This window comes from Paenibacillus sp. T2-29 (genome assembly GCF_052921365.1).
In genome coordinates this window covers 467237-490994 of record NZ_JBREVE010000002.1, presented here as the reverse complement: position 1 = coordinate 490994, position 23758 = coordinate 467237, and the positions used below count along the sequence as shown (strand labels likewise).

At 42.4% G+C, this 23758-nt stretch carries 20 protein-coding genes; 13 read left to right on the top strand and 7 right to left on the bottom strand.

Features of this window, described 5'->3' with window-relative positions; all coding sequences use genetic code 11:
• Positions 1-11: 11 nt before the first annotated feature.
• Entirely contained in the window at positions 12-359 is a 348-nt protein-coding gene (locus tag ACU1JV_RS08015; RefSeq protein ID WP_058829077.1) for a helix-turn-helix domain-containing protein, read from the bottom strand.
• A gap of 210 nt (positions 360-569) precedes the next feature.
• On the opposite strand from ACU1JV_RS08015, the gene ACU1JV_RS08010 reads away from it, so the two are divergent.
• The 6 genes from ACU1JV_RS08010 to mmsB all read left to right on the top strand — a co-directional run bounded on the left by ACU1JV_RS08010 (position 570) and on the right by mmsB (position 8264).
• Positions 570-1073, top strand: a complete 504-nt coding sequence (locus ACU1JV_RS08010; RefSeq protein ID WP_058829078.1) for a hypothetical protein — start codon at positions 570-572, stop codon at positions 1071-1073.
• A gap of 354 nt (positions 1074-1427) precedes the next feature.
• Positions 1428-2330, top strand: a complete 903-nt coding sequence (locus ACU1JV_RS08005; RefSeq protein ID WP_058829079.1) for a Cthe_2314 family HEPN domain-containing protein — start codon at positions 1428-1430, stop codon at positions 2328-2330.
• A 100-nt stretch (positions 2331-2430) separates the two neighbouring features.
• A complete protein-coding gene (locus tag ACU1JV_RS08000; protein ID WP_081317825.1) occupies positions 2431-4062 on the top strand; it encodes a reverse transcriptase domain-containing protein in 1632 nt (543 codons plus the stop codon).
• A gap of 386 nt (positions 4063-4448) precedes the next feature.
• Complete coding sequence (chvE, locus tag ACU1JV_RS07995) at positions 4449-5534, top strand: multiple monosaccharide ABC transporter substrate-binding protein (protein WP_413985690.1); 1086 nt, start codon at positions 4449-4451, stop codon at positions 5532-5534.
• Positions 5535-5566: 32 nt separating this feature from the next.
• Positions 5567-7117 (top strand): multiple monosaccharide ABC transporter ATP-binding protein, encoded by a 1551-nt coding sequence (gene mmsA / locus ACU1JV_RS07990; RefSeq protein WP_025678894.1) that lies wholly within the window; start codon positions 5567-5569, stop codon positions 7115-7117.
• On the top strand, positions 7101-8264 hold the full coding sequence (gene mmsB / locus ACU1JV_RS07985; RefSeq protein ID WP_013369743.1) for a multiple monosaccharide ABC transporter permease: 1164 nt from the start codon (positions 7101-7103) through the stop codon (positions 8262-8264). Before mmsA ends, mmsB begins: the two co-directional genes overlap by 17 nt.
• Before the next feature lie 105 nt (positions 8265-8369).
• Here the strand turns inward: mmsB and ACU1JV_RS07980 are convergent, their stop codons facing one another.
• Together ACU1JV_RS07980 and ACU1JV_RS07975 are read right to left on the bottom strand one after the other, a co-directional pair.
• Positions 8370-9275, bottom strand: a complete 906-nt coding sequence (locus tag ACU1JV_RS07980; RefSeq protein WP_413985691.1) for an SDR family oxidoreductase — start codon at positions 9273-9275, stop codon at positions 8370-8372.
• A 79-nt stretch (positions 9276-9354) separates the two neighbouring features.
• The gene (locus ACU1JV_RS07975) at positions 9355-10107 is read right to left on the bottom strand and encodes an MBL fold metallo-hydrolase (RefSeq protein WP_413985692.1); all 753 of its coding nucleotides are present in this window, start codon (positions 10105-10107) and stop codon (positions 9355-9357) included.
• A gap of 159 nt (positions 10108-10266) precedes the next feature.
• On the opposite strand from ACU1JV_RS07975, the gene ACU1JV_RS07970 reads away from it, so the two are divergent.
• A complete protein-coding gene (locus ACU1JV_RS07970) occupies positions 10267-10692 on the top strand; it encodes an Lrp/AsnC family transcriptional regulator (protein WP_413985693.1) in 426 nt (141 codons plus the stop codon).
• A gap of 62 nt (positions 10693-10754) precedes the next feature.
• Here ACU1JV_RS07970 and ACU1JV_RS07965 read toward each other — a convergent pair whose 3' ends face one another.
• Positions 10755-11231, bottom strand: coding sequence for a GNAT family N-acetyltransferase (locus ACU1JV_RS07965; RefSeq protein ID WP_413987551.1), 477 nt, complete (start codon positions 11229-11231; stop codon positions 10755-10757).
• 133 nt (positions 11232-11364) lie between these two features.
• Between ACU1JV_RS07965 and ACU1JV_RS07960 the strand changes: the two genes are divergently transcribed.
• Positions 11365-12288, top strand: a complete 924-nt coding sequence (locus ACU1JV_RS07960) for an EcsC family protein (RefSeq protein WP_413985694.1) — start codon at positions 11365-11367, stop codon at positions 12286-12288.
• A 112-nt stretch (positions 12289-12400) separates the two neighbouring features.
• Here the strand turns inward: ACU1JV_RS07960 and ACU1JV_RS07955 are convergent, their stop codons facing one another.
• Positions 12401-13669 (bottom strand): MFS transporter, encoded by a 1269-nt coding sequence (locus tag ACU1JV_RS07955; protein ID WP_040101949.1) that lies wholly within the window; start codon positions 13667-13669, stop codon positions 12401-12403.
• Positions 13670-14045: 376 nt separating this feature from the next.
• Entirely contained in the window at positions 14046-14348 is a 303-nt protein-coding gene (locus ACU1JV_RS07950) for a hypothetical protein (protein ID WP_413985695.1), read from the bottom strand.
• A gap of 392 nt (positions 14349-14740) precedes the next feature.
• Here ACU1JV_RS07950 and ACU1JV_RS07945 point away from each other — a divergent pair, with 392 nt between their 5' ends.
• The 5 genes from ACU1JV_RS07945 (at position 14741) to ACU1JV_RS07925 (ending at position 22904) form a co-directional block, all read left to right on the top strand.
• Positions 14741-16510: an acid phosphatase gene (locus ACU1JV_RS07945; protein WP_413985696.1), complete on the top strand. Its 1770-nt coding sequence runs from the start codon at positions 14741-14743 to the stop codon at positions 16508-16510.
• 276 nt (positions 16511-16786) lie between these two features.
• Positions 16787-18193 (top strand): sucrose-specific PTS transporter subunit IIBC, encoded by a 1407-nt coding sequence (locus ACU1JV_RS07940; protein ID WP_413985697.1) that lies wholly within the window; start codon positions 16787-16789, stop codon positions 18191-18193.
• 18 nt (positions 18194-18211) lie between these two features.
• Complete coding sequence (gene bglX, locus ACU1JV_RS07935) at positions 18212-20470, top strand: beta-glucosidase BglX (RefSeq protein WP_413985698.1); 2259 nt, start codon at positions 18212-18214, stop codon at positions 20468-20470.
• Positions 20463-21854 carry a glycoside hydrolase family 32 protein gene (locus tag ACU1JV_RS07930; RefSeq protein WP_434954068.1) on the top strand — a complete coding sequence of 464 codons (1392 nt, stop codon included), beginning with the start codon at positions 20463-20465 and terminating at the stop codon, positions 21852-21854. Before bglX ends, ACU1JV_RS07930 begins: the two co-directional genes overlap by 8 nt.
• 216 nt (positions 21855-22070) lie before the next feature.
• On the top strand, positions 22071-22904 hold the full coding sequence (locus ACU1JV_RS07925; protein WP_040101943.1) for an AraC family transcriptional regulator: 834 nt from the start codon (positions 22071-22073) through the stop codon (positions 22902-22904).
• A 129-nt stretch (positions 22905-23033) separates the two neighbouring features.
• Here the strand turns inward: ACU1JV_RS07925 and queF are convergent, their stop codons facing one another.
• Positions 23034-23531 (bottom strand): preQ(1) synthase, encoded by a 498-nt coding sequence (queF, locus tag ACU1JV_RS07920; RefSeq protein WP_017426398.1) that lies wholly within the window; start codon positions 23529-23531, stop codon positions 23034-23036.
• Between the last annotated feature and the right edge of the window lie 227 nt (positions 23532-23758).

Genomic DNA, 23758 nt, shown 5'->3' with positions numbered 1-23758 from the left:
TTTTTTCTGCTTCATCGTTCATCGATTCTAATAAAGATGTCCGTAAGAATCTTTAAGGCCAGCTCAGTATCTTTGGATTCACGAGTTCTTAGGAGAGACAAAATGGCTTTTATACTCGAATCTTCTTCGGTAAGCTCATCATTTTCCTTCACATATGTAAGCAATTGATAGACGCCCACGTTCAATGCCTTCGCTATTTTCTCCAGATTTTTCAAAGATATATTTCTCTCCGCACGCTCGATGAAACCAATATAACTCGAATTGAATCCTGCTTGTTCGGCTAAAGCTTCTTGCGAAAGCCCTTTGGACTTTCGAATATCTCGGATACGTGTACCGACTAATTCTAAAAGTTCTGACATGAATACACCTCTCTATAGTTAGAAGTGTAGAGAAAGAGTTACATCTAATTAATATGCGTTAGTAAGTAAATTGAATTAAAAACTACTATATAGTAATATTCATTATGAAGCTTGTCCGATAGCTAGAAAATTATACATTTTAGTGGTCCATTGATATGCTACGTTGCTCACACTGTTTATGAAATTCTAATTCAGGAGTTGATTCCCCCCATGAAACATTACTCCTTAAGCAACCAACTACATAGTGAAGCTGATTTTAAATTGCCTAAGTATAGTGACACCCACATATTGAATTGCATGCTGGATTTTCAAAAGCTTGCCCAATACCAAATGCAGCTTGCCCAGATGATGCGTGATCATGATCAATGGCTAAACTGCCTCATTCTTTGTGATCGCGCCATGTTTTCAATGGCGAAGGCCATTTATGTACATCGAAATCAAATCATACCTTTATCCATCAGCCTATCCATGAACGATCTGCTCAGACTAATTCGCTCGGATGCTGAGCCGTGTTTAGATATGGTGTTGTTTATGGGTACCATGCATTATCTGGTTTCCGGAGAGGAAGAAGCATCCAGGGAGACGATGAAGCTGGAGGAAGTAGACATGTTGCTTTATAAAACAGACTCTATTCTAGAGCGTCTGTCGCGGCGCATTGTAGCTAATCCATCGAAGCGGTATCCGTCTATTTTTAAAGAAACCTCGTTGCATTAAATTGTTAAATTTTTTAACCTCCTATCGGAAAGGGTGTTATTTGATATGCCTACATACAACAAGCTGGTGCGGGACCGGATTCCGCATATCATTATAAAACTCGGAAAATTACTTAGAGCGGGAATAGGATCATGACGTGCTGCTTTATTTTATTGCCATACTTTTGCCCTGTTCGTGAAATAATTGCTATGTAATAATTGATTGAAATAAAATCTACTATGCTCGGATCATTAAACGTAAATTACAAAATGCTAAATCAACAAATTTTTTTGTGTTTACTGTATGATTACTGGGAATCTGTAGATTAGTATTGAAATATATATGAAATTACTGAAATGGAAAGGAACCTTTAGTATGAAAAATGATGACGATATTTCTGAAGAGGAATATTTGAAATCTTTAAAAATTGATGGTATCAATACTTCTTCATTGCGGAAAAGTGTAAAATCAGTATCTGCCTTTCCATTATATTTAAATGACTTTCTTAAATTTATTGGTGAAACTAACGGATTAAAAGTCTTTGAAGTGATAAGGAGAATGAATGATGCTAATACATGGATAAAAAAATGCAATTATTTACTTGAGGGAATCAATAGAAGCTTCTTAATAGCTGCTGATTTGATTGATAAAAACGAAAATCTATTTGTCCCATTTCGCATTACTAATGAAGATCGTTTTGTTTTCTACTTTATAGAAAATGCAATATATCGTTTGTTTTCCCTATGGGATACTTTAGCCCATCTATATCACTTTTATTATGAACTTGATTTTAAAACGGAAAAGCTACATTACGTGAACATTTTTAATTCAGCAATAAAAAAAACTCTCATGAATAAGGCAAAAAAGAAAATTAAGGAGTTTGTGAATGAGCCTAATGATAGTTTCTTGGAAATTATAGAAGAAAAGTTTGTTGAGATATGTCGATATATTAATGAGAAAAATGAATTTGTTGATGGTCAGTGGAAAGGGAATCATAGGTATTTGAAAAAAATACGAAATCAATTTACTCATAGGGATAACCCTCATGATTTTGCATTGTTAAACTATACCCAGAAAAATTTTTCGATGCCAGACGCACCTCTTCTTGAATTAAAGAGATCTATTGATGATTATCTGGTTCTATACGAAAATATTTGTAATATTTTAAAACTTGTCACATTCGAAATGGCTCAATATGGCATATGGTTTGATGTAGATATAAAACGCTATAATCCAATGCGAAAATATTTAGATGATCTAAAGCAGCAGGAGTCGTAACTGTTTTTTTTTACAGTTTAATTTTGTCTTTTTCTGGAAAATAAAGCTGTCTTTATTTGTATGAATTTATTTGTTCATTATATATGATGGATGGGGATGTATGATGAGAGACGTGACAACTTTGTACGAATTTATAGAAAAGGATAACTATAAAACACTCTTTCCGACAAATTCAATTAAGGTTTTCTCCAAGTATGGTTTAGAAGAAATTATAAAATTCATAAATGAAGATATCTTAAAAAAGAAGGAAGAGATTTCTCAAGCATATTTTCTGGCACAGCCCTGGGTATACGCTTCCAAAGACAGGTTCCACCTTAGACAGACTTTTCAACTTGATCCGATTGCACAAATATTTTTGTATGATTTTGTTTTTAGAAACAAAAATCACTTCATTACTACAAAATTGAGTGGACGAGAAAGCTTCGGGTATTCTTTTAATGAAGATACAAATAATTCCCCTAGTGAAGACTATAAAAAATTTTCTGAAAAGTTGATTGAATTAAAAAGAAAGTATAATTTTTATGGAAAAATAGATATTTCTAATTGTTTTAATAATATTTATCACCATGATGTGGTAAGCTTTATTGCAAGGCTAATTAATCAAGTAGAATCTGCTAAACTTGGGACATTTCTTACACAAATTAATGAAGGCCGAAGTACGAGTTGTATGCCTCAGGGACTTTTTCCGGCTAAGGTTATAGGCAATTTCTTTCTTAGTTTTGTCGAGAGTTCTAGGGAATTGAACTCGGAATTCGTTATTAGATTTATGGATGATATCTATTTTTTTTCAGATTTTAGAGAAAAAATAGTTGATGATATTTTCATTATACAAAAACTCATTGGTGAAAAAGGCCTCTCATTAAACGAAGAAAAAACATTTATTCAAAAAATAGATGATAATGAAGAATATATTGGCGATATGAAGCAAACTCTTTTAGATAAAAGACGATCAATTATCAATACATACACTATTGATGAATTTGATGATGATGATTCCGAAAACAGGATAGTGTTATCTGACGACGAAATTGAATATTTAACTCAAATGTTACATGAAAAAAATCTTGAAGAAAAAGATATTGAGTTAATTTTAACACTGCTTAGCGCTGGTGAAGAAGATCTTCTTTATTTAATGGAGGTTGTATTAAACGACTCACCTCATTTGATGAATAAATTATACTTAAACCTAAGCAGAAATAATGTACTAAGTTTTAAAGCGATAGAATTAATTGAAAAATATTTAGATAATAACAACATACAAGAATTTGTATTATTTTGGCTATGTAAAATAGTTACTGATTTAACTGTAATAAATGAATATACAGCTGACATTTTGTTCAAAATTTATAAGCATACTTCTATTACTAATGTTGTTAAGTGTTTAATACTTGAGTTACAAGATAATAACTATGGTTTTCTTGAATTAAAAAGGAAGATAACTAGAGGACACTCCCCAGAACTGATAATTAGTGCTATGGTTGGTTTAATAAGCCATGAAAAAGGAAATCGCAATAAAATTTACGGATATGTAGGAAGAACACATCCTATGATGAGGACACTAACAAAAGTTCTATCAAGACTCGAGCCTCATGATGTAGAAAATTTATTTCGTAATGATGAGCAACGATTTGAGTACACTAATAATGGATCTGATGAATTAAATCCATTTATAATACACCAAGAGGAGACTAGTGGTGGTATTATTATTGATGATGACGATCTCCCCTTTTAAATCAATTGTCTTTATAGTATTATTTCTATTTAATACGTCTTTAATAAATTATTGACTAACGTTGGAAATTTCAAATAATAGTTTCAATTGATACCCTGAAACTTTGCCATCATTATAAACTGGCAAAGTTTTTGTGCTTTTCAATCTAATTAATTCTACCTTCCCCCACACAAAGGTTAAAATTTTATAAAAAAAGTTCAAAACCTGCAAAGACCTTTCCCGGCCTGGAATGATACCATGTGTTTGCACATAAAAAAAGGAGAGGTACTCATTGCCTCACTTATGTAAGCGCTATCTAATTTCTAGTCTAATTAGCACTGACTTGAGGATTTTGCAAAATCCTACCTTCAAATGACCTGCATCACATGAGGAAAGGGGAACTTCATATGAAAAAAGGAGCTGTTGTTGTTTGGCTTCTGGTTTTGGCCCTGATGCTTTCGGCCTGCAATCTGGCGGAGAGTGGAACGGGCAGCAAGGAAAAAGGCTATGTGGGTATTTCCATGCCGACCAAATCGTCCGAGCGTTGGGTAGGGGACGGGGAGAATATGGTTCGGTTGTTTCAGGAGCAAGGCTATAAAACGGATTTACAGTATGCCGAGGATGTGGTGGAAAATCAAATTTCCCAAATCGAAAATATGATCACCAAGGGCGTCAATGTCATGGTCATCGCTTCGGTTGATGGGAACACGCTGACGGATGTAATTCAGAAGGCACACGACCAAGGGATTCAAGTCATTTCTTACGACCGTCTGATTCGCAACACACCGTATCTGACGTATTATGCGACTTTTGATAACTTCAAGGTGGGCGTGTTACAGGCGGCATATATTGAGAAGAAGCTGGGCCTCAAAGAAGGCAAGGGCCCTTTCAATATCGAGCTGTTCGGCGGATCACCGGATGATAATAACGCATACTTCTTCTTTAATGGTGCGATGTCCGTACTTAAACCATACATTGATTCCGGCAAGCTGGTTGTGCGCAGCAAGCAGATGACGATGGCACAGATCGCTACGCTGCGATGGGACGGAGCTTTAGCACAGTCGCGGATGGATAATCTGCTGAGTGCCTACTATTCAGGGGCCAATCTGGACGCGGTGCTCTCCCCGTATGACGGCATTAGCATCGGTATCATTTCATCCCTCAAAGGGGTCGGATATGGATCTGCGAATAAGCCACTGCCGATCATCACGGGACAGGATGCAGAACTGGCTTCAATTAAATCTATTGTAGCTGGTGAGCAGACCCAAACCATATTTAAGGACACCCGCAAGCTGGCTGAGCAAACGGTCGTGATGGCCAACAGCATTTTACAGGGCAAGCAAGCGGAAGTGAATGACGTTAAATCCTATAACAACGGTAAAAAGGTAATTCCTGCGTACTTGCTTGATCCGATCTCGGTGGATCGGACGAATGTGGAGAAGGATATTGTCGGCAGTCACTATTACACCAAAGAGCAAATTGGTCTCAAATAAGAGTAAGAATCCAACCGAAAGGAGCGTATCCCATGACTGGAATCATTTTGGAAATGAAGGGAATTACCAAAACCTTTCCTGGCGTAAAGGCATTGGAAAATGTAAATCTCAAGGTCAAGGAAGGCGAGATTCACTCGCTGTGCGGCGAGAACGGGGCGGGCAAATCGACACTGATGAAGGTACTGAGTGGTGTATATCCACATGGAACCTACGAAGGGGATATTATTTTCCAGGGCAAAACGTGTGAGTTCAAGGATATCAAGCAGAGCGAGGAATTGGGCATCGTCATTATCCATCAGGAACTGGCATTGATCCCGTATCTCTCGATTGCAGAAAATATTTATCTGGGCAACGAACGCGCTAGCGGCGGCGTGATTGATTGGAAAGAGACTTTTGTGGGGACACGCGATCTGCTGTCTAAGGTCGGTTTGAGTGAAAATCCCAATACATTGGTTACGAACATCGGGGTCGGCAAGCAACAGCTGGTCGAAATTGCGAAAGCGCTCTCTAAAAAGGTAAAGCTGCTTATTCTGGATGAACCAACAGCGGCATTGAATGAGGATGATAGTGAAAATCTGCTTAATTTGATGCTGGAGTTTAAAAAACAGGGCATTTCCTGCATTCTCATCTCCCACAAGCTGAATGAGGTCGCAAAGGTGTCGGATTCGATTACGATTTTGCGAGATGGGAAGACGATTGAGACGCTGGATATGAAAAAGGATGAGGTCACAGAGGATCGGATCATTAGCGGGATGGTTGGACGCGATTTGACCAGCCGTTATCCAGAGCGTCATGCCAAGATTGGCAAAGTTGTGTTAGAAGTGAAGGACTGGACGGTGTATCACGAGCATCATGCAGACCGAAAGGTACTGGATCAGGTGAATCTGAATATTCGCAGCGGTGAAATTGTCGGTATTGCCGGGCTGATGGGAGCAGGACGGACCGAGCTGGCGATGAGTATCTTTGGCAAGTCATACGGACGCAATATCTCGGGTCAACTGATTAAGGACGGTAAGCCGATCCAGAACAACACGGTTACGGACGCGATTAACAACGGCTTTGCCTATGTGACGGAGGATCGCAAGGAGTATGGCCTCATTTTAATGGATGATATCAAGCGTAATATTTCGTTAACTGGTCTGAGCAAGCTGACGAAGGGCGCTGTGGTCAATGAGCAGGAGGAAGTCGTCGTTGCAGAGGAAATGAAAAAAAGCATGAACATCAAAGCGCCGAGCATTTTACAGAAAACCGGTAATCTGAGTGGCGGCAATCAGCAGAAGGTAGTACTGAGCAAATGGATTTTTGCCGGACCGGATATTCTGATTCTGGATGAACCGACGCGCGGCATAGATGTGGGTGCTAAATATGAAATCTACACGATCATTCATCGACTTGCCGCTGAGGGTAAGGGTGTGCTGGTGATTTCGTCTGAGCTGCCAGAGGTACTAGGCTTGTGTGACCGGATTTATGTCATGAATGCCGGGCGGATCACCGGAGAGGTTAGCCGTGAGGACGCATCGCAGGAAACGTTGATGAGATATATGACCAAGTCAGGAGGCGTGAAGCATGGAAACCATAACTAAACTATTTAAAAATAACATCCGCCAATATGGAATGATGATTGCGCTGGTCGTCATTATGATCTTGTTCGAGGTGCTGACAGGCGGCTTGCTGTTGAAGCCGATTAATATTACCAATTTGATTTTGCAAAACAGCTACATTCTCGTGCTGGCCATCGGGATGGTGCTGGTTATCATCACTGGGCATATTGACTTGTCCGTCGGCTCCATAGCCGCTTTTGTCGGTGCGGTTGCCGCCATTATGATGGTCGATTGGCAGCTTCCAGCTTGGATCGCTGTGATTGCAGCTTTGCTGGTCGGAGCGTTGATTGGGGCATGGCAAGGGTTCTGGGTCGCTTATGTACGGATTCCGGCATTTATCGTGACCTTGGCGGGGATGCTGCTCTTCCGCGGATTGACAATGATCGTGTTGGAAGGCCAGTCGATCTCTCCTTTCCCGGGAGGATTTCAGAAAATCAGTTCAGGTTTCCTGCCGGATTTTTCAGCTACCGGTTATAACCTAGTATCCATCATTGTCGGCATTGCTCTTACGGTATGGTTTATTGTGAATGAACTTCGTGAACGCCGTTCTCAGCTTAAATATGGATTTGAGGTTCCACCACAGGCGTTATTTGTACTCAAATTGATCGTAGTGGCTGCTGTGATTAATCTGTTCACCTTCATGCTCGCGAGCTATGCGGGGATACCGAACATTCTTGTCCTGCTGTTCATCCTGATCGTGGTATACTCCTTTGTCATGAACCGTACGATTATGGGTCGTCATGTGTATGCGCTGGGTGGAAATGAAAAGGCAGCAGGTCTGTCCGGTGTCAAAACGAAAAAAGTGACATTCTGGGTATTTGTCAACATGGGTGTACTGGCTGCCATTTCCGGTCTCATCTTTGCTGCACGTCTGAACGCGGCTACGCCGAGAGCGGGTACGAACTTTGAACTGGATGCCATCGCAGCTTGCTTTATTGGTGGAGCTTCGGCGTCAGGCGGGATCGGCACGGTTTTTGGAGCGATTATCGGTGGTTTGGTTATGGGCGTACTGAATAACGGTATGTCTCTGATCGGCCTCGGTATTGACTGGCAGCAAGGCATCAAGGGCTTGGTACTGCTGCTGGCGGTTGCCTTCGATATTTACAACAAAAACAAAAGATCAGTTTAAGATCATATTCAATATTGTAAAATAAACAAACCTCCAGTCCCACTTAACTTGTGGATGCTGGAGGTTTGCTTGTATGTTAGGCCTTATGGCTATCAGCCAACCCAACTAAGTCGTCACCATTTGTCCGCCATTCACATGCAGCGTCTGGCCGGTAATGTAGGAGCCATCATCCGAAGCCAGCAGGACATAGGCAGGAGCCAATTCATAAGGCTGCCCGGCCCGCTTCATCGGCGTATTGCTGCCAAAGGTGCGGATGACTTCGGTCGACTGTGTGGCCGGATTCAGCGGAGTCCAGATCGGACCGGGAGCAATGGCATTCACGCGAATACCCTGATCGACCAGATTATTAGCCAAAGCACGCGTGAAGCTGACAATAGCACCTTTGGTAGCTGAATAGTCAATCAGGTTCTTTTGTCCAACATAGGCTGTAACCGATGCTGTATTGACGATGCTGGCCCCAGCCGGCATATACGGCAATGCTTCTGTAGTCATATGGAAGAAGGAAATAATATTCGTGTCAAACGTATCACGAAGCTGCTGTTCACTGATATCCAGATACGATTCGCGCACAAACTGAACACCCATATTATTAATGAGGATATCAATACGACCGAAGGTTTCCATCGTTTTTTGAACAACCAGACAGCAGTTGCTTCTTAGCCTTAGATCACCCGGAATTAACAAACAACGTCGGCCAAGCCTGTGAATGACATCACGGGTTTCCATAGCATCTCGATGCTCATCGAGATAGGCAATGACCACATCGGCTCCTTCCTTGGCAAAAGCCACTGCAACCGCGCGACCAATGCCGCTGTCCCCGCCGCTAATAATAGCCACCCGATCCTGAAGCTTTCCCGTGCCGATATACTTTGGATTATCAAATATAGGGCGTGGAACCACCAGGTATTCCAACCCCGGCTGTCTATATTGATGCTGGGGAGGAAAAGCAATCGGAACTTCTTTACATTGGGTTTCTGTACCATAATAAGGATATTGATATTGCCAATTCATTTAATAATCCCTTCTTTTAGGCGTTTTGAAATCCAATATATTCGAAATGGGCGCAAACGGTGAATCGGGAGTTATCACCTTATGCCGAAATCGTTGCTCCATCTGCCGGAATATGGACACGCTTCTCCAGACCTTCACGATTGATATGTTCCGTAAGCTCGGAGCGAGTCAGTACACAATGGTTGATTGCTTCCATATGGACAGTAACGACTTGTGTGTAAGGGGCATGCTGTGCAACAGCCGTTACATCTTGGGCAGTCATAATAATGGGATCACCCACCGTAAACCGCGCTCCTCCAGCGTTCACGATCGTCCAGTCAGGGCGGAATTTATCCAGTGCCTCCGCGACTTCACTGCACCAAATGGTATCCCCGGCCACATAGATGACAGGCTCACCTGGAGCCTGAAATACAAAGCCAGATACGGGTCCCATCTGTTCCCCGATTTCTCCGGTACCGTGATGCCCGGTTGTACGGGTAATCTCGATTTTCCCGACTGAGCCAGCCACCGAAATCGGAGTAACCTGTGTAAAACCGTCAGCCATGATTTGTTCTTCATTTCCGGGCTGGCAGAAGACAGGAATTTGTTTGTCCAGCCAGCGTACTGCCGCCGGGTCCCAATGGTCTGGATGCAAATGCGTGACGATGACCACGTCAGGCTGTCCAAGCGTCTGCCATTGTGGTGGCAAGGGAACCAGCGGATTGCGGAAAGTGTTTTCCGTATTGGGAACTGGTGGATTTAGGCCAGCATCACTCAGCATCGGATCAATCAGAAATTTTACTCCAGCGTATTCGATCCATAAGGTTGCGTTGCGGATTAGTGTGATTTTCATATATAGAAGCTCCTTTAATCGTAAATGTTTTTTGACCGAGTGTATTTTCGGCCGTTCTTTGTTTCTGCTACAATCATATCTGACGCAAGAACATGCAGGCTACGGCCTGCTGAAAGGAAAACCAGCATTCTCGTTTCATCATGAAAGGAAAAAATAACTATGGAACTATTCGTACCTGATGAGACCGACCTGCGCATTCTTCATCATTTAATTGAAGACAGCTCTTTAACGCACAAGGAGATTGGTCAGCTTGTTCATTTGACAGGCCAAGCAGTAGGGGCACGTGTTCGAAAAATGCAGGATGCAGGTATTATTGAAGGCTATACACTGCGCTGGAACCCGGAGAAAATTGGGCAGACGATTCATGCCTTTATTACGGTTTTTCTGAATTCAGGAACGACTCACAGTGCTTTTCAGACTTTTGCACGGGAGCATCCCTCTATTGTCGAAATCCATCGGGTAAGTGGGGGAGGCTGTTATTGGATGCGGGTGCGCATGTCATCACAGTCAGAGTTAAATACCATGCTGGATGAACTTACGAAGTTTGGTAACTACAAATTGAGCTTTTCAATTGGCGTAATTTAATAATAAAAGCTTTCGGCATTTGTGCCGAAAGCTTTTATTTACGAGGGCAATTGAAGTCAGCGTTATAGGCTCATTTTAAAAATATGCTGTAAGCCGTGTTGTCCCATTTTAGTGTTACCTTCATTGATAAAGCCGCATTTGAGATACAGATTTTGGGCAGCTTGATTACGGGCATTGACGCCTAGTACAATCTCGCGAATATGTGGAAAGTGTCTAGAGATGAACTGTGGTAGCAGAAGCATCCCTTTTTTAGCGAACCCTTGTCCCTGATCTGCATAATGAATAGAAAACGCACGTAGCAACAGTGCCTCAGAAGTATTCGTATAGTCTGCTAATTCATCTCCATCGTATAAAATGAAAAATCCAACCGGCCTTCCAGTAGCCGTAATGACAACAGGATGGCGGTGTGGGTCTTCCTTGGCTAGTGCCAGCATTTCAGCTGGAATTCCAGTAAATTGCTTCTGCTCCTCAGGCAAATAAAAGGTATGTAAAATAGCATCATGCTCACAATGGTAAGGGACAAGCTCTACATTATTCATCATTACCCTCCGATCTGGACAAATTTTAATCTACTATATCAGTCTCGTTTACTAAAAAAAGAAACCTGAACTCGTCTTACTTACGTATTATCCATACATAAACTAGCATAGTCAAAAGGAGGCGTCTACGCTTATGAAGCCGCTTATAGAATATCGGGAAAGTCAGGATGTATTGCATCAAGAGCTGAAGCATATTGAGAAGTGGGAGAAGGAGCAGAAGGATATTTTTTTCTGGGAAAAAATCGGTAGATGGCCCTTTATGCTGCTGGATCGGCTGACGCCCAAAATCATTAAAGACAAGCTGGAGCAACTGCTTAATGAGATGGGCAGCTTCATTCAGAATGGTGGCAAATATTTGGTGAAAGAAGAAACGGTTCTGAGCAAGTTAAACAAGACGGCCCGTGAATATATAATTCAGCAAAATGGTGCAGATTTCGTCTCGGATCCGGAGGATCAGCTCCGTGCCGGGGAAAATGCAGATGCGGAGCATAGTGAGGAATCCACGTGGGATTTGAAGCAGGCGGCAGAGCTACCACTAACGATCATGGATCAGACTGCGGACGATATGACGTCGGGACGCATTACCTTTGCCACCGCTCAAGGAGCAACCACGGGGATTGGCGGTGTGTTTACGATTGCGGCGGATATCCCTATTTTGCTCGGCTTGTCACTCAAGGTGCTTCAGGAAATCGCTTTGTGCTATGGCTTTAACCCCCATGATAAGCAGGAACGCATTTTTATTATTAAATGTATGCAATTTGCTTCATCCGATATTGTGGGTAAAAAGGCTGTATTAGAGGAACTGGCCTTGTTCGATGATCCTTCACGTCAGGCACAGGTTTTTTCCCAGATGCAGGGATGGAAAGAGGTCATTAACACCTATCGCGATCAGTTTGGATGGAAAAAGCTGCTGCAAATGGTCCCGATTGCAGGCATTTTGTTTGGCTCCATTGCCAATCGAAGTGCGATTAGTGACGTAGCTGAAGCGGGGAAAATGCTGTATCGGAAGCGTCGTATTTTAAAGCGTTTAGCAGAAGTAGAGAATGGGTTGGAGTAGAAGTAAGGAATAGAGGAGAGATGAAGAGTGGGGTAGAAATGAGGAATGGAGCTTGAGTTAGTTGTTTATGAAGGTGTGCAGCGGCCAATGATGGCCGCCACACGGTTGCCTGTTACACTTCGGCTCCATTTTCTTCCGCCCAGCGATTCAGGGTTTTGTCTGTAGGAAGTAAGAAGGTTAAAATGCCGAGCAGTGGCAAAAAGCCGCACAGGAACATGATGTTGGTGATGCCTACTTTGTCGATCCAGTTGCCGAGCACGAGTGCGCCCACACCGCCCAGACCAAAAGCCAGGCCCGTAATGAGACCGGACACCGTCCCGATTTTGCCAGGCACGAGCATCTGTGCATATACGACTGTGACCGAAAAGCTGGACAACATAATAAATCCGATAATCGCCAGCAGGATCGCCGTCCAGAATTGGTTGGCATAAGGCAATAGCAGCGCCAGCGGTGCAGCTAATACCATGGACAGAAAAATCATATTGCGTTTACCAAAACGGTCTGCCAGCGGGCCGCCAAAAAAGGTGCCCAGCGCTCCAGCTCCGAGGAACAGGAAAATGTACAGCTGTGCGTCAGCCAATGGCATTTTAAATACTTCCATCAGGTAAAACGAATAGTAACTGCCGACCGAGGTCGAATACCACGAACGAACAAATACCAGCAGAATGAGGACAATCATGGCAAACATAATACGGCTGCGCACTTCGGGTTTCATGCGGCGTGTCGCCGTTTTTTTGCGTGCAATGCCTTCTGTACGCAGGACGTTACCGTACCAGCGGGCAATGAATGATTGCACTACAATTCCGGCTGCCGCAATACCCGTGAACCAGATGGCGCCAAATTGCCCCAACGGGATAAAAATCCAGCTTGTGAGCATCGGTGCCAGCGATTGACCTGCATTGCCGCCGACCTGGAAAATGGATTGTGCCAATCCCCGGCGTGATCCTGCCGCCATATGGGATACACGCGAGCCTTCGGGGTGAAAGGCAGCTGAGCCCAGACCCACGAAGATGACTGCGATTAGCACCGCTTTATAATCGGCTGCATAGGCGAGCAGCAGCATACCAGTGAGCGTAAAGCCCATACCGATAGGAAGGATAGCGGGCGTAGGCCGTTTGTCCGAAAACAAGCCAATTACAGGCTGCATAATTGAAGCTGTAAAGTTGATGGCGAATGAAATCCAGCCGATCTGCGTGTAGCTCAGGCTCATAGATTCCTTCAAGATCGGAAAGATCGCTGGAATGACCGATTGAATCGAGTCATTGAACAGATGGACGAAACTGATTGCAATCAAAATCGCAAAAACGGTGCCTTTCGCTTGCGGCCCGGGGAGGGGGAGCGATTGGCCCGTTTCTTTTTTTGTAGCAGATTTAGTAGTCATGGCAACCTCCGGATATGTATGTATATTTTAAGATATAGGAAGCAATCCGTTTGCAGCAAATGGCTGAAAGTGGGATAAAGTCCCCCTTTACTCATCGCTGCTTGCCCATTCTGCTGGATACTCTTTATTGCTCGATCCTCTAATTCACAATAGATTATCTTGCCTGAGTGCATTGTATCTGTATAAGATATCCTTTACTTATCATTTTACTCTCTAACATGCATAAATGGGTTCAACTCGTCTTCAGGGATTATTAGATTTCCACAGTAGAGAAGAATCCAATCCTTGTATTGAAACAGCTGAGCCTCTCCAAACATATGAAATGAATCCAAATAGCCTGTTCCATCACGGGGCGGCATTTCATTACATACATTTTTCAAAAAAAGGACTTGCTCCACTCTGACATGAATCCAAGCTCTTTTTTCATTTTTGGATATGATGTCTTCAAATCTACATTAATAAACGCAGAGAAGTTGATCTCATCAGGTTGTTCTTCCCAACCATTAAAATGTGAATAAGCAGGTCTGAATAAAGTCCAAAAAGTTTCTCCAACGGACATATGAAAAGGAAAATATACTTGTACTTTTCTTAAGTCACCTTTTGTGGGAGGTATCAATGCTCTTTCCCATATTTCACTATTTAGATCTGGAATATCATGTTTAAAATCTGCCCAGTCCATAGCATCTTAGATAGCTACAATCTCAAAATCTTTGTTTTCTAATAGGGGTTTGTCTGGTACCTGTTGACACGCTCCACACTTGAAAGCGATAGTTTCCTCGTTCATAAGACAACCTACCTTAATTAAATTTTATGCTCTACTGCTCCAACTATATTGATCATAAGGACATATCAACATGGTGGAAGTATTACAAACACCATAAAACTATTTCTATGTTGAATGTTGCTGATATTCCTTTTACATATAAATAAACAAGAAGAATTTAACAAAACTAAGCTCTTTATTTAACAAACTTAAGATATGATTCTTTATGTCATACAACTTGTTGTATAGACAATAGCTCCGTAGAAATAGTATGAAGAGCACAAGAGAAGAGAGGATCTGATTTGAGAATGAAATTGCTAAGGAAACCACTATCAGTTGCATTATTATCTTTACCTTTACTTCTAGGTTCTCTAGGTGGAAGTTATGCGAGTGCGGCCACGCTGCCAACGACAGTAACTCCAACAGAACCGTCATGGGGATATTTTGTAGATCATTATAAAAATAATAGTGCTGCTAATAAGACGGAAAGCTCCAATTCGACTCTCGGGCTGCTCTCTGAATTTAATAAGCTTTGGACTCCCGGTGCTACCTGGGACACGGGCACCAAATTAAACAGCAGTGTACTGGATGCTAATATTCAAAAGGTAATTGATATCGCTGCCCGTCGCACTTCCAGTGAGGCCGATGCGGCTTATTTGGATGATCGTCGAAATCAGAGCTACAGTGTAATCGACGGTCTGGGTTCGCTCACTGATGTATATCGAAAGAAGGCAGGCGCCACGACAACAATCAACGACGTCCCGGCCGATGCTACAACTAAAAAATATGAAGATGAGGGAACAAACGCAGGGGATACAAGCTCCAGTCTCGGCAACGTCGTGAATTTGGTCAATACCTTGCGCGGGGACTACTCTACGACGAACCCGGCTAAGTCTTACTTTAGTTATCCTCGTCCGTTTCGCTGGAGCGATAATTCAGTGGTTGTCCCGAGCCTGGTCCCTGCGCTCAAATCTGATGCTACTAATGATGGCGGCTTTCCAAGCGGTCATACCAATGCTGCGTATCTCAGTTCTATTGCTATGGCCTATGCCATGCCGGAGCGTTATCAGGAATTACTGACACGAGCTTCGGAGCTGGGCAATAATCGTGTTGTTGCTGGTATGCATTCCCCGCTTGATGTCATGGGAGGGCGTGTCATGGCAACAGCGATGGCTGCTGCCATCCTGTCTGATCCAGCCAATAGCAGCTTGAAGAAAGCAGCTTATCATGATGCTCATGAACAATTGCTGTCCCAAAAAGGTACGGCCCCAGATCGTTTCAGCAACTATGCTACAAACAAGAAAAATTATAATCAACGATTAACGTACGGATTCAGCCCGATTAATCCAACGACGAAGCCAATGACAGTGCCTAAGGGAGCGGAGGTGCTGTTGGAGACACGCCTACCTTACCTTGACAGCACACAACGCCGTTGGGTATTGGCTACCACGGGGATTCCTTCCGGCTATCCTGTGCTTGACGATGCCGAAGGATGGGGCCGATTGAACCTGTTTTCCGCCGCGGATGGCTACGGTGCTTTTGTCAATCATGTTACGGTGAATATGGATGCTTCCAAAGGCGGTTTCAATGCATTGGATCGCTGGCGCAACAATATTTCTGGTGTTGGAAAGCTGACTAAAAAGGGAACAGGTACGTTGAAGCTTATGGGTAGCAATATTTATTCCGGCGGTACACAGATCGATCAAGGCATACTCGAAGGTAATTCGGAGACAGCTTTCGGAAGTGGTGCAGTTACGAATAACGGGGGAACTCTTCTTAAAAACAATTCTGGAAAGCTGATTGTTGGCGGGAATTACAAACAAACTGCCAAGGGAAAACTTGAACTCAACCTAGGCAGTAAAAATGACGTGCTTAAAATTAAGGGAACAGCCCAACTTAACGGGAAATTACGCCTGAATTTTTCTAACAAATATGTACCAGCTAGCGGTGCCACCATTTTAACCTACGGTAAACGCAATGGGGCATTCTCTTCCATTGAAGCAGCAGGTCTACCAAGCAATTATAAAGTGAAGGTTGTCTATACAGCCAATAGTGTTCAGTTAAAAGTCACGAAGTAACCAAATAGGACAATTTAAGATGCACCTTTGGAATACACCGGATAAACCATGAAGTTATCCAGTGCCCATTCTTAAGGTGCATTTTTTGTTCCCGTAAAAAGTCCATTTCTCAGAGTTATTTATAGCCAAGGGTATAAAGAGGTCAAAATTTGACCTTAATGTAGTAAAATAATCGCGCTGTTTGAAAGCGCAGTCATGTTATTCTTAAGAAGCATATTAGTCCAAGTTTTAAAGGTACAGACTAACTAAGAGGAACAGAGGAAAGGAAGAAGACTGATGAGTCTTGAGAAAGAATACGTTAAAATAGCCCAGGATGTCATTAAAGGGCTTGGCGGAGAAGACAATATTATTTCTATGGCACATTGTGCTACACGGTTGAGATTGATTGTAAAAGACAGGGACATTATTGATGATGAATTTATTGAGAATATTGATAAGGCAAAAGGGGTGTTTTTTACCTCCGGACAATATCAAATTATTTTTGGAACCGGTACCGTGAACAAGGTTTACGAAGCAATGGTCGGCCAGAATGTATCTGCTACATCAAAGGCAGAGCTGAAAGAGAAGGCCTCAACACAAGATGATAACTTTTTCAAAAGAATGATCCGTGTTTTCGGAGATGTATTTGTTCCCATTATCCCAGCATTGGTAGCTACCGGATTGTTTATGGGAGTTAGGGGCTTGGTAACTCAGCCTGCACTGCTTCAATTATTTGGACTTACACCGGATGATATTTCTGCGAATTTCATATTATTTACACAAATACTGACCGATACCGCGTTTGCCTTTTTGCCTGTGCTGGTATGCTGGTCAGCGTTCAGAGTATTTGGCGGGTCGCCGATCTTGGGGATATTGCTCGGACTCATGCTGGTAAGTCCTTCTTTACCTACATCCTGGGATGTCGCTCAACATGTGAAGGAACCTCTTTTATTTTTGGGCTTCATCAAAATCGCAGGCTATCAGGGTTCAGTTCTGCCGGCGTTCATTATAGGGATCGTGGGAGCGATGATGGAGAAGAGAATCAGGAAATCCGTTCCCGAAGCACTGGACTTGATTTTGACACCGTTTCTGACATTGTTGCTCACACTGGTACTGGGCTTGTTCGTGATTGGTCCCATCTTCCATGAAGTAGAGGTTTTAATATTATCGGCAGTTACAGCTATTTTGAAGTTGCCGTTTGGCATTGGCGGATTTATTTATGGAGGCATTAATCAGATTATTGTCGTTACCGGACTGCACCATGCGTTGAACCTGATCGAAATACAGATGCTGGTGGATGGCGGCTGGAATATGGTTAACCCGATCAGTTCGGCATCTATTTGTGCACAAGCGGGTGCGGCGTTAGCTGTCGGCTTGAAATCCAAAAGATTAAAAACCAAATCTATTGCCTACCCGTCTGCCGTGTCTGCACTGCTCGGCATTACAGAACCCGCTATTTTTGGGGTGAACATTCGATATGGCAAACCATTCGCGATGGGCTTGATTGGGGGAGCGGTTGGAGGATTCTTCGCACGTATCTTTAATGTTCAAGCAACAGGCATGTCGATTACAGCTATACCTGGTTTGTTATTGTATCTGAATAATCAGATTTTTCTGTATGCTTTGGTTTGTGTAATCGGTTTTGGTGTAGCATTTGCGTTGACGTGGGTCTTTGGATTTAAAGAAAAAATAGAGAACAAATAAAATTTAGTGGAGAAAATCATGGACAACAAAACATTGCTTGAAAAATTGAACAGCCTATCAATAGAAGAGAAAATCGGCCAGCTCATCCAACTAACCGGTGATTTTTTTGAAGGTGACATGGATACGGTTGTGACGGGCCCTTTGAAAAAACTAGGGCTAAATACGGATTATAATATTTATAATACGGGCTCCATATTAAACATCACCAACCCGGAAAAAATAATCCGGTTGCAAACCGATTATTTGGAAAAATCGGTTCATAAAATTCCGCTGTTATTCATGGCAGATATTATCTACGGATACCGAACCATCTTCCCGATTCCGATTGCTCAAGCATGTAGCTGGAACTATGAGGAGATAGAGAATGCGGCTTCGATTGCTGCTCAGGAATGCTACGATGAAGGCATTCATGTAACCTTTTCTCCTATGGTAGATATGGTTAGAGATCCTCGCTGGGGGCGGGTGATGGAATCGCCCGGAGAGGATACATTGTTGGCAAAGAAATATGCCCAGAGCGTAGTTCTGGGAATCCAGGGCAGCAACTTGGAAAGCACAGCCGTGCCAGCCAATAAAATTGCCGCTTGCGTCAAACATTTTGCTGCTTATGGAGCGCCTGTCGCTGGACGTGAATACAATGCCGTGGATCTATCGGAGCATGCATTGCGAGAATATTATTTGCCTGGATATCAAGCTGCAATAGAAGCGGGTGCCAAGCTTGTTATGACGGCTTTTAATACGTTGAATGGTATCCCTGCGACTGGAAACGAGTGGCTTAACCGTAATGTATTAAGACAGGAAATGAACTTTGACGGTGTATTGATCTCGGATTACGCCGCTATTGAAGAGTTAATCATGCATGGTTATGCCGAAGACGAGGCTTCCGCTGCCAGGCTGGCACTGTTGGCAGGTGTAGATGTGGATATGAAGACGGCAGTGTACGCTAATCAATTGAAAGATGTAATTTCTAATAATGACTATATGTTGGAGCTTCTGAATGAAGCTGTATATCGTGTCTTAAAGCTGAAAAATGATTTGGGGCTGTTCGAGGACCCATACCGCGGATTACAGGAAATCGTTAAACGTTCAACAAGCAGTATTCTGTCAGACGAACATAAACAAGCGGCACTGTCCTTGGCAGAAGAATCCGTTGTGCTGCTGAAAAATGAAAATAATGTATTGCCGTTGTCAAAGGAAACGAAGGTGGCTTTGATTGGTCCCTATGCAGAAGAAAATTCTACCTTGGGCATGTGGGCGATTAAGGGAGAGCAGACAGACACTATAAATTTGAAAACAGGGTTGTTACAGCTTGTTGGCTGCGACAATCTCTCGGTATGCAGAGGCAGTTATCTGCTACCTCCTGATGCAAGGGAAACGTTCGATAAATATGCGGACAAGCTGGCTGTTGAAACAGGTTCCGAGGAAGTTCTACTGCAAGAAGCCATTAGGAATGCAAATGAAGCAGAAGTCATAGTCCTTGCCTTGGGAGAAAGTATTTATCAGAGCGGAGAAGGTGGATCACGAACGAATCCGACGCTTCCAGAGCCGCAATTGAGACTACTTCATGAATTAAGCTTATTGGGCAAAAGGATTGTTCTGATCATATATAGTGGAAGACCTCTGATCCTTACCGATGTTGCTGGAAAAGTGGACGCCATTGTTCAGGCCTGGTATCCGGGAACGATGGGGGGAGAAGCGCTGGCCAATATATTGTATGGGGAAGTAAATCCGTCTGGGAAATTAGCGATGACCTTTCCACGTAGCGTCGGACAAATTCCGGTATACTACAATGAGCTGAATACAGGAAGACCGAATTTAAAGGAAAATGGCTCTTATCGCTTTGCGTCCCGATATATAGATGAAGTGAACGAACCCTTGTATCCGTTTGGCTATGGCCTATCCTATACCTCATTTGAATACAGTCTGTTAACCGTCAGCCAAAAGGAAATGAAAACAAATGAGTCAGTGGATATCCGTATTTCTGTATCCAATACTGGAACGTATGCTGGGAAAGAAACGATTCAATTATATATTCGCGATAAATTTGCAAGTGTTGCAAGACCCGTTAAAGAATTAAAAGACTTTAAAAAAGTATTTTTACAAAGCGGCGAGACTACAATTGTGGAATTTTCAGTGGATGAGGACATGCTTAAATTTTATGGACGTGAAATGGAGTATAAGAGTGAGCCAGGTGAATTTGAGGTTTATATCGGTTCAAGCTCACAAGACATTTTGCTAAGCTTTAGTTTTACTTTGTTACCGGAGGATAAACATGAATAAAAGCGACGCTTATCATCTTAAATATCATATTACTCCTCCTTACGGACTATTAAATGATCCTAATGGACTTGCCTTTTTCAATCAACAATATCATGTCTTCTATCAGTGGAACCCCAAAGGAACCGAACATCGAAATAAATGCTGGGGCCATGTTGTTTCGAGCGATCTGGTGCATTGGCAAAGAAAGGGTGTAGCGCTGGAGCCTTCGGAATGGTATGACAAGGATGGCATTTATTCTGGAGGCGCTATAGTTCATGATGAAAAGCTGTATCTGTTTTACACAGGAAATGTAATCAGAAATGATGGAGTCAAGGAAAGCTATCAATGCGCAGCCATTTCGGAAGATGGAGATAATTTCCATAAAATAGGTCCTTTGTTTGAACATCCACAAGGCTATACCAGACATGTCCGAGACCCGAAAGTATGGAGAGACCGGAACGGAAGCTGGTGTCTGATCGTTGGCGCTCAAAGAGAGGATTTGACTGGAGATACGCTTATCTACAAATCTACAGATTTGTCTGATTGGAAATACCAAGGATCATTTTTGGATCATGATCATGAGTTCGGATATATGTGGGAATGTCCTGATCTACTTCAATTTGCGGAAAATGATATTTTTGTCTTCTCTCCTCAGGGTTTACCGGAAGCAGGCGAATATTATAGAAACCCTAACCAATCGGGATATATTGTTGGGAAATTCATGGATACAGGAAAATTTAGCGGGAATCTTGCCCATTTCAAAGAGCTTGATCGGGGGTTTGATTTCTACGCGCCACAATCATTTAAGGTGAATGATAGAACCATTATGTTCGGATGGATGAGCGCCATGAATGAAGAAGCAGAGAGGGCTGTTCCAACCATTCAGGAAGGCTGGATTCATGCGCTGACCCTTCCTAGAGAAATAGTGTTGTCTAACGGTGTGCTATACCAGAAACCATTACCGGAATTACAGTTGTTAAGATTGGATGGTGTGCATTCTAAGGAGAACATTCACAAAAATGGGGTTTGGATGCTGCCTTCCTTGCAGGTGGAATGCATTGTTCATTTTTCGAAGCTTACAGAGAACTTCAAAATGATAGTAAGAAATGCTGTGGAAATTGACTATGATTCAGAAGAAAACAGTATAACCGTATGGAGAACGAACTGGTTGACGAACCAGAGGGAGTACAGAAAAGCAACATTAGCCAATCAACTTGCAGACATGCAAATATTTATAGAAAGCTCAAGTCTGGAGATTTTTGTGAACGAAGGCGAGGAAGTATTTTCTCTGCGTTATTTCTTGGAAGATACGGAACAGCGCAGTGTGATGCTTGATGCAGGAGATAATGAAGGAGAAATTAAGATTTATCAGCTGCAGGAATGTGGAGCCATAATCAATCATTAAAACGATATTCTTTATCTTTTACCTGCAGAGCTACAAACAGGCAAGGAAAGGCTGTTCATTCTCCGTTTGCGAGAAGAACTGCCTTTTTTTGTTTTAGTCGGCTGAAGAGATTTCAGCTTGTGTAGGCATTTTACTATCGGTATAGTATGAGTATTAGAGTATATGACTGAATATAAATTACTGTTGATTACTCATAGCTGGTTGATGAGGTGTCGTATGAAAAAAATTTATGAACATATTGAAATAGACAGAAGAAAAATGATTAACCTCTTTATGTTTCAATCGACAGATACAGAAAGAGTCATCCCCATGCATTTTCACAGCAATATGGAATTAATCTATTGTACAAGTGGAAGCCTCAAAGTGTGGCATGAAGGAAAGATAACCATTTTGAAGGAAAAGGATGCACTTTTTATTAATAGCAATGTACCGCACTCCACACAAAGTATTACGGAAAACCAAGTTGTTGTATTGCAATTTCCAGCTACCTTTTTTGCCAATGAACAAGTATTCATCCAATTAAACACGCAAGAGAAACAAGTTGAACATACTATACTTTCTAAATTAAGAGAGTTATTTATGGATATATATAACCTGCATATTTCCAAAGGGAAATATGACTATATTTTAGAGCAAAGCCGAATTATTGAGCTTAAGTATTTGCTCGTTAATCATTTTAGTCAGGCAGCAGACATACAGCCAGAGGTATTTAGCGAAAAGCAGCGAAAGATAAAGACGATCATGGATTTTATAAAAGAGCATTACGCTGAAAATATTAGTCTGGCGAAAACAGCCCGAATTTGCGGCTATTCAGAGGCGTATTTGTCGAGAATGTTTCATGAATATACAGGTCAGACGTTTACGGAGTACAAGCAAATTCTTTGTCTGGAAAAAGCAATCGATTTATTGGAAACAACGAATAAGTCACTTACAGAAATCTCTTACGAGGCAGGCTTTCCAAATGAAAAATCGTTTAGAAAAGCTTTTAAGGAAGTTATGGGGAAAACCCCTTATGAATATAAAAAATCAAAATTTGATCTGAGTGTGTAAACGTCACAAGCGTAATCCTTTTATGGATTATTCAATAAACTAGAAAACAAGGGGCTGTCCCTGCGTCATTTTTTGACCTGTGGGACAGCCCTTTGTTTATTTGTATGCAAGTGCACAGAGAGGATCAGCCTATCGATTATCCACCGTCTCTGGATACATATCATGGTTCATCATACGATGCTCTGCGATTTGCTCATATTTCGTTCCCGGCTTGCCGTAGTTGGTGTACGGGTCGATCGAGATGCCGCCGCGTGGCGTGAATTTGCCCCATACTTCAATGTAGCGAGGGTCCATCAGCTTAATCAAGTCATTCATGATGATATTGACACAGTCTTCATGGAAATCACCGTGGTTGCGGAAGCTGAACAGGTACAGCTTAAGGGACTTGCTTTCAACCATTTTAATATCAGGAATGTAGCTGATGTAGATGGTTGCAAAATCAGGTTGTCCTGTGATCGGGCACAGGCTGGTGAACTCTGGACAATTGAATTTTACAAAATAATCGCGGTACGGGTGTTTATTATCAAAGCTTTCGAGAATGGCAGGATCATAGGCAAAAGTGTATTGTGTGCCTTGATTGCCAAGTAGGGTAACGTCGGTCATTTCTTCAGGTTTTCTTCCGGTCATGTTGAGTGAGGCTCCTTAAAGTTGGTTTAGTTTGGTAAAAGGGAGAGGGAGTTATGGTGGGGAGGTTCGGTTAGGCGACGCTTCGCGAAGGATTTGAGCTTCCGATCGCTAACGCTTCTCCAGCTTCAAATCCTCCGCTCCGCTGCGACCGCCGTCAACACCATAAAGTCCCTACCCGTTTACATGTGGGTTGGGCAGAAATGGAATTTCGCTCCTTATATTTAAGG

Coding starts and splice junctions, on each gene's coding strand:
- ACU1JV_RS08015 (WP_058829077.1), bottom strand. CDS start 359: ATGTCAGAACTTTTAGAATTAGTCGGTACACGTATCCGAGATATTCGA.
- mmsB (WP_013369743.1), top strand. CDS start 7,101: ATGGAAACCATAACTAAACTATTTAAAAATAACATCCGCCAATATGGA.
- ACU1JV_RS07945 (WP_413985696.1), top strand. CDS start 14,741: ATGAAATTGCTAAGGAAACCACTATCAGTTGCATTATTATCTTTACCT.
- ACU1JV_RS07960 (WP_413985694.1), top strand. CDS start 11,365: ATGAAGCCGCTTATAGAATATCGGGAAAGTCAGGATGTATTGCATCAA.
- ACU1JV_RS07930 (WP_434954068.1), top strand. CDS start 20,463: ATGAATAAAAGCGACGCTTATCATCTTAAATATCATATTACTCCTCCT.
- ACU1JV_RS07925 (WP_040101943.1), top strand. CDS start 22,071: ATGAAAAAAATTTATGAACATATTGAAATAGACAGAAGAAAAATGATT.
- ACU1JV_RS07950 (WP_413985695.1), bottom strand. CDS start 14,348: ATGGACTGGGCAGATTTTAAACATGATATTCCAGATCTAAATAGTGAA.
- ACU1JV_RS07975 (WP_413985692.1), bottom strand. CDS start 10,107: ATGAAAATCACACTAATCCGCAACGCAACCTTATGGATCGAATACGCT.
- ACU1JV_RS08000 (WP_081317825.1), top strand. CDS start 2,431: ATGATGAGAGACGTGACAACTTTGTACGAATTTATAGAAAAGGATAAC.
- ACU1JV_RS07970 (WP_413985693.1), top strand. CDS start 10,267: ATGGAACTATTCGTACCTGATGAGACCGACCTGCGCATTCTTCATCAT.
- queF (WP_017426398.1), bottom strand. CDS start 23,531: ATGACCGGAAGAAAACCTGAAGAAATGACCGACGTTACCCTACTTGGC.
- chvE (WP_413985690.1), top strand. CDS start 4,449: ATGAAAAAAGGAGCTGTTGTTGTTTGGCTTCTGGTTTTGGCCCTGATG.
- ACU1JV_RS07980 (WP_413985691.1), bottom strand. CDS start 9,275: ATGAATTGGCAATATCAATATCCTTATTATGGTACAGAAACCCAATGT.
- ACU1JV_RS08010 (WP_058829078.1), top strand. CDS start 570: ATGAAACATTACTCCTTAAGCAACCAACTACATAGTGAAGCTGATTTT.
- ACU1JV_RS07965 (WP_413987551.1), bottom strand. CDS start 11,231: ATGAATAATGTAGAGCTTGTCCCTTACCATTGTGAGCATGATGCTATT.
- mmsA (WP_025678894.1), top strand. CDS start 5,567: ATGACTGGAATCATTTTGGAAATGAAGGGAATTACCAAAACCTTTCCT.
- ACU1JV_RS07940 (WP_413985697.1), top strand. CDS start 16,787: ATGAGTCTTGAGAAAGAATACGTTAAAATAGCCCAGGATGTCATTAAA.
- ACU1JV_RS07955 (WP_040101949.1), bottom strand. CDS start 13,669: ATGACTACTAAATCTGCTACAAAAAAAGAAACGGGCCAATCGCTCCCC.
- bglX (WP_413985698.1), top strand. CDS start 18,212: ATGGACAACAAAACATTGCTTGAAAAATTGAACAGCCTATCAATAGAA.
- ACU1JV_RS08005 (WP_058829079.1), top strand. CDS start 1,428: ATGAAAAATGATGACGATATTTCTGAAGAGGAATATTTGAAATCTTTA.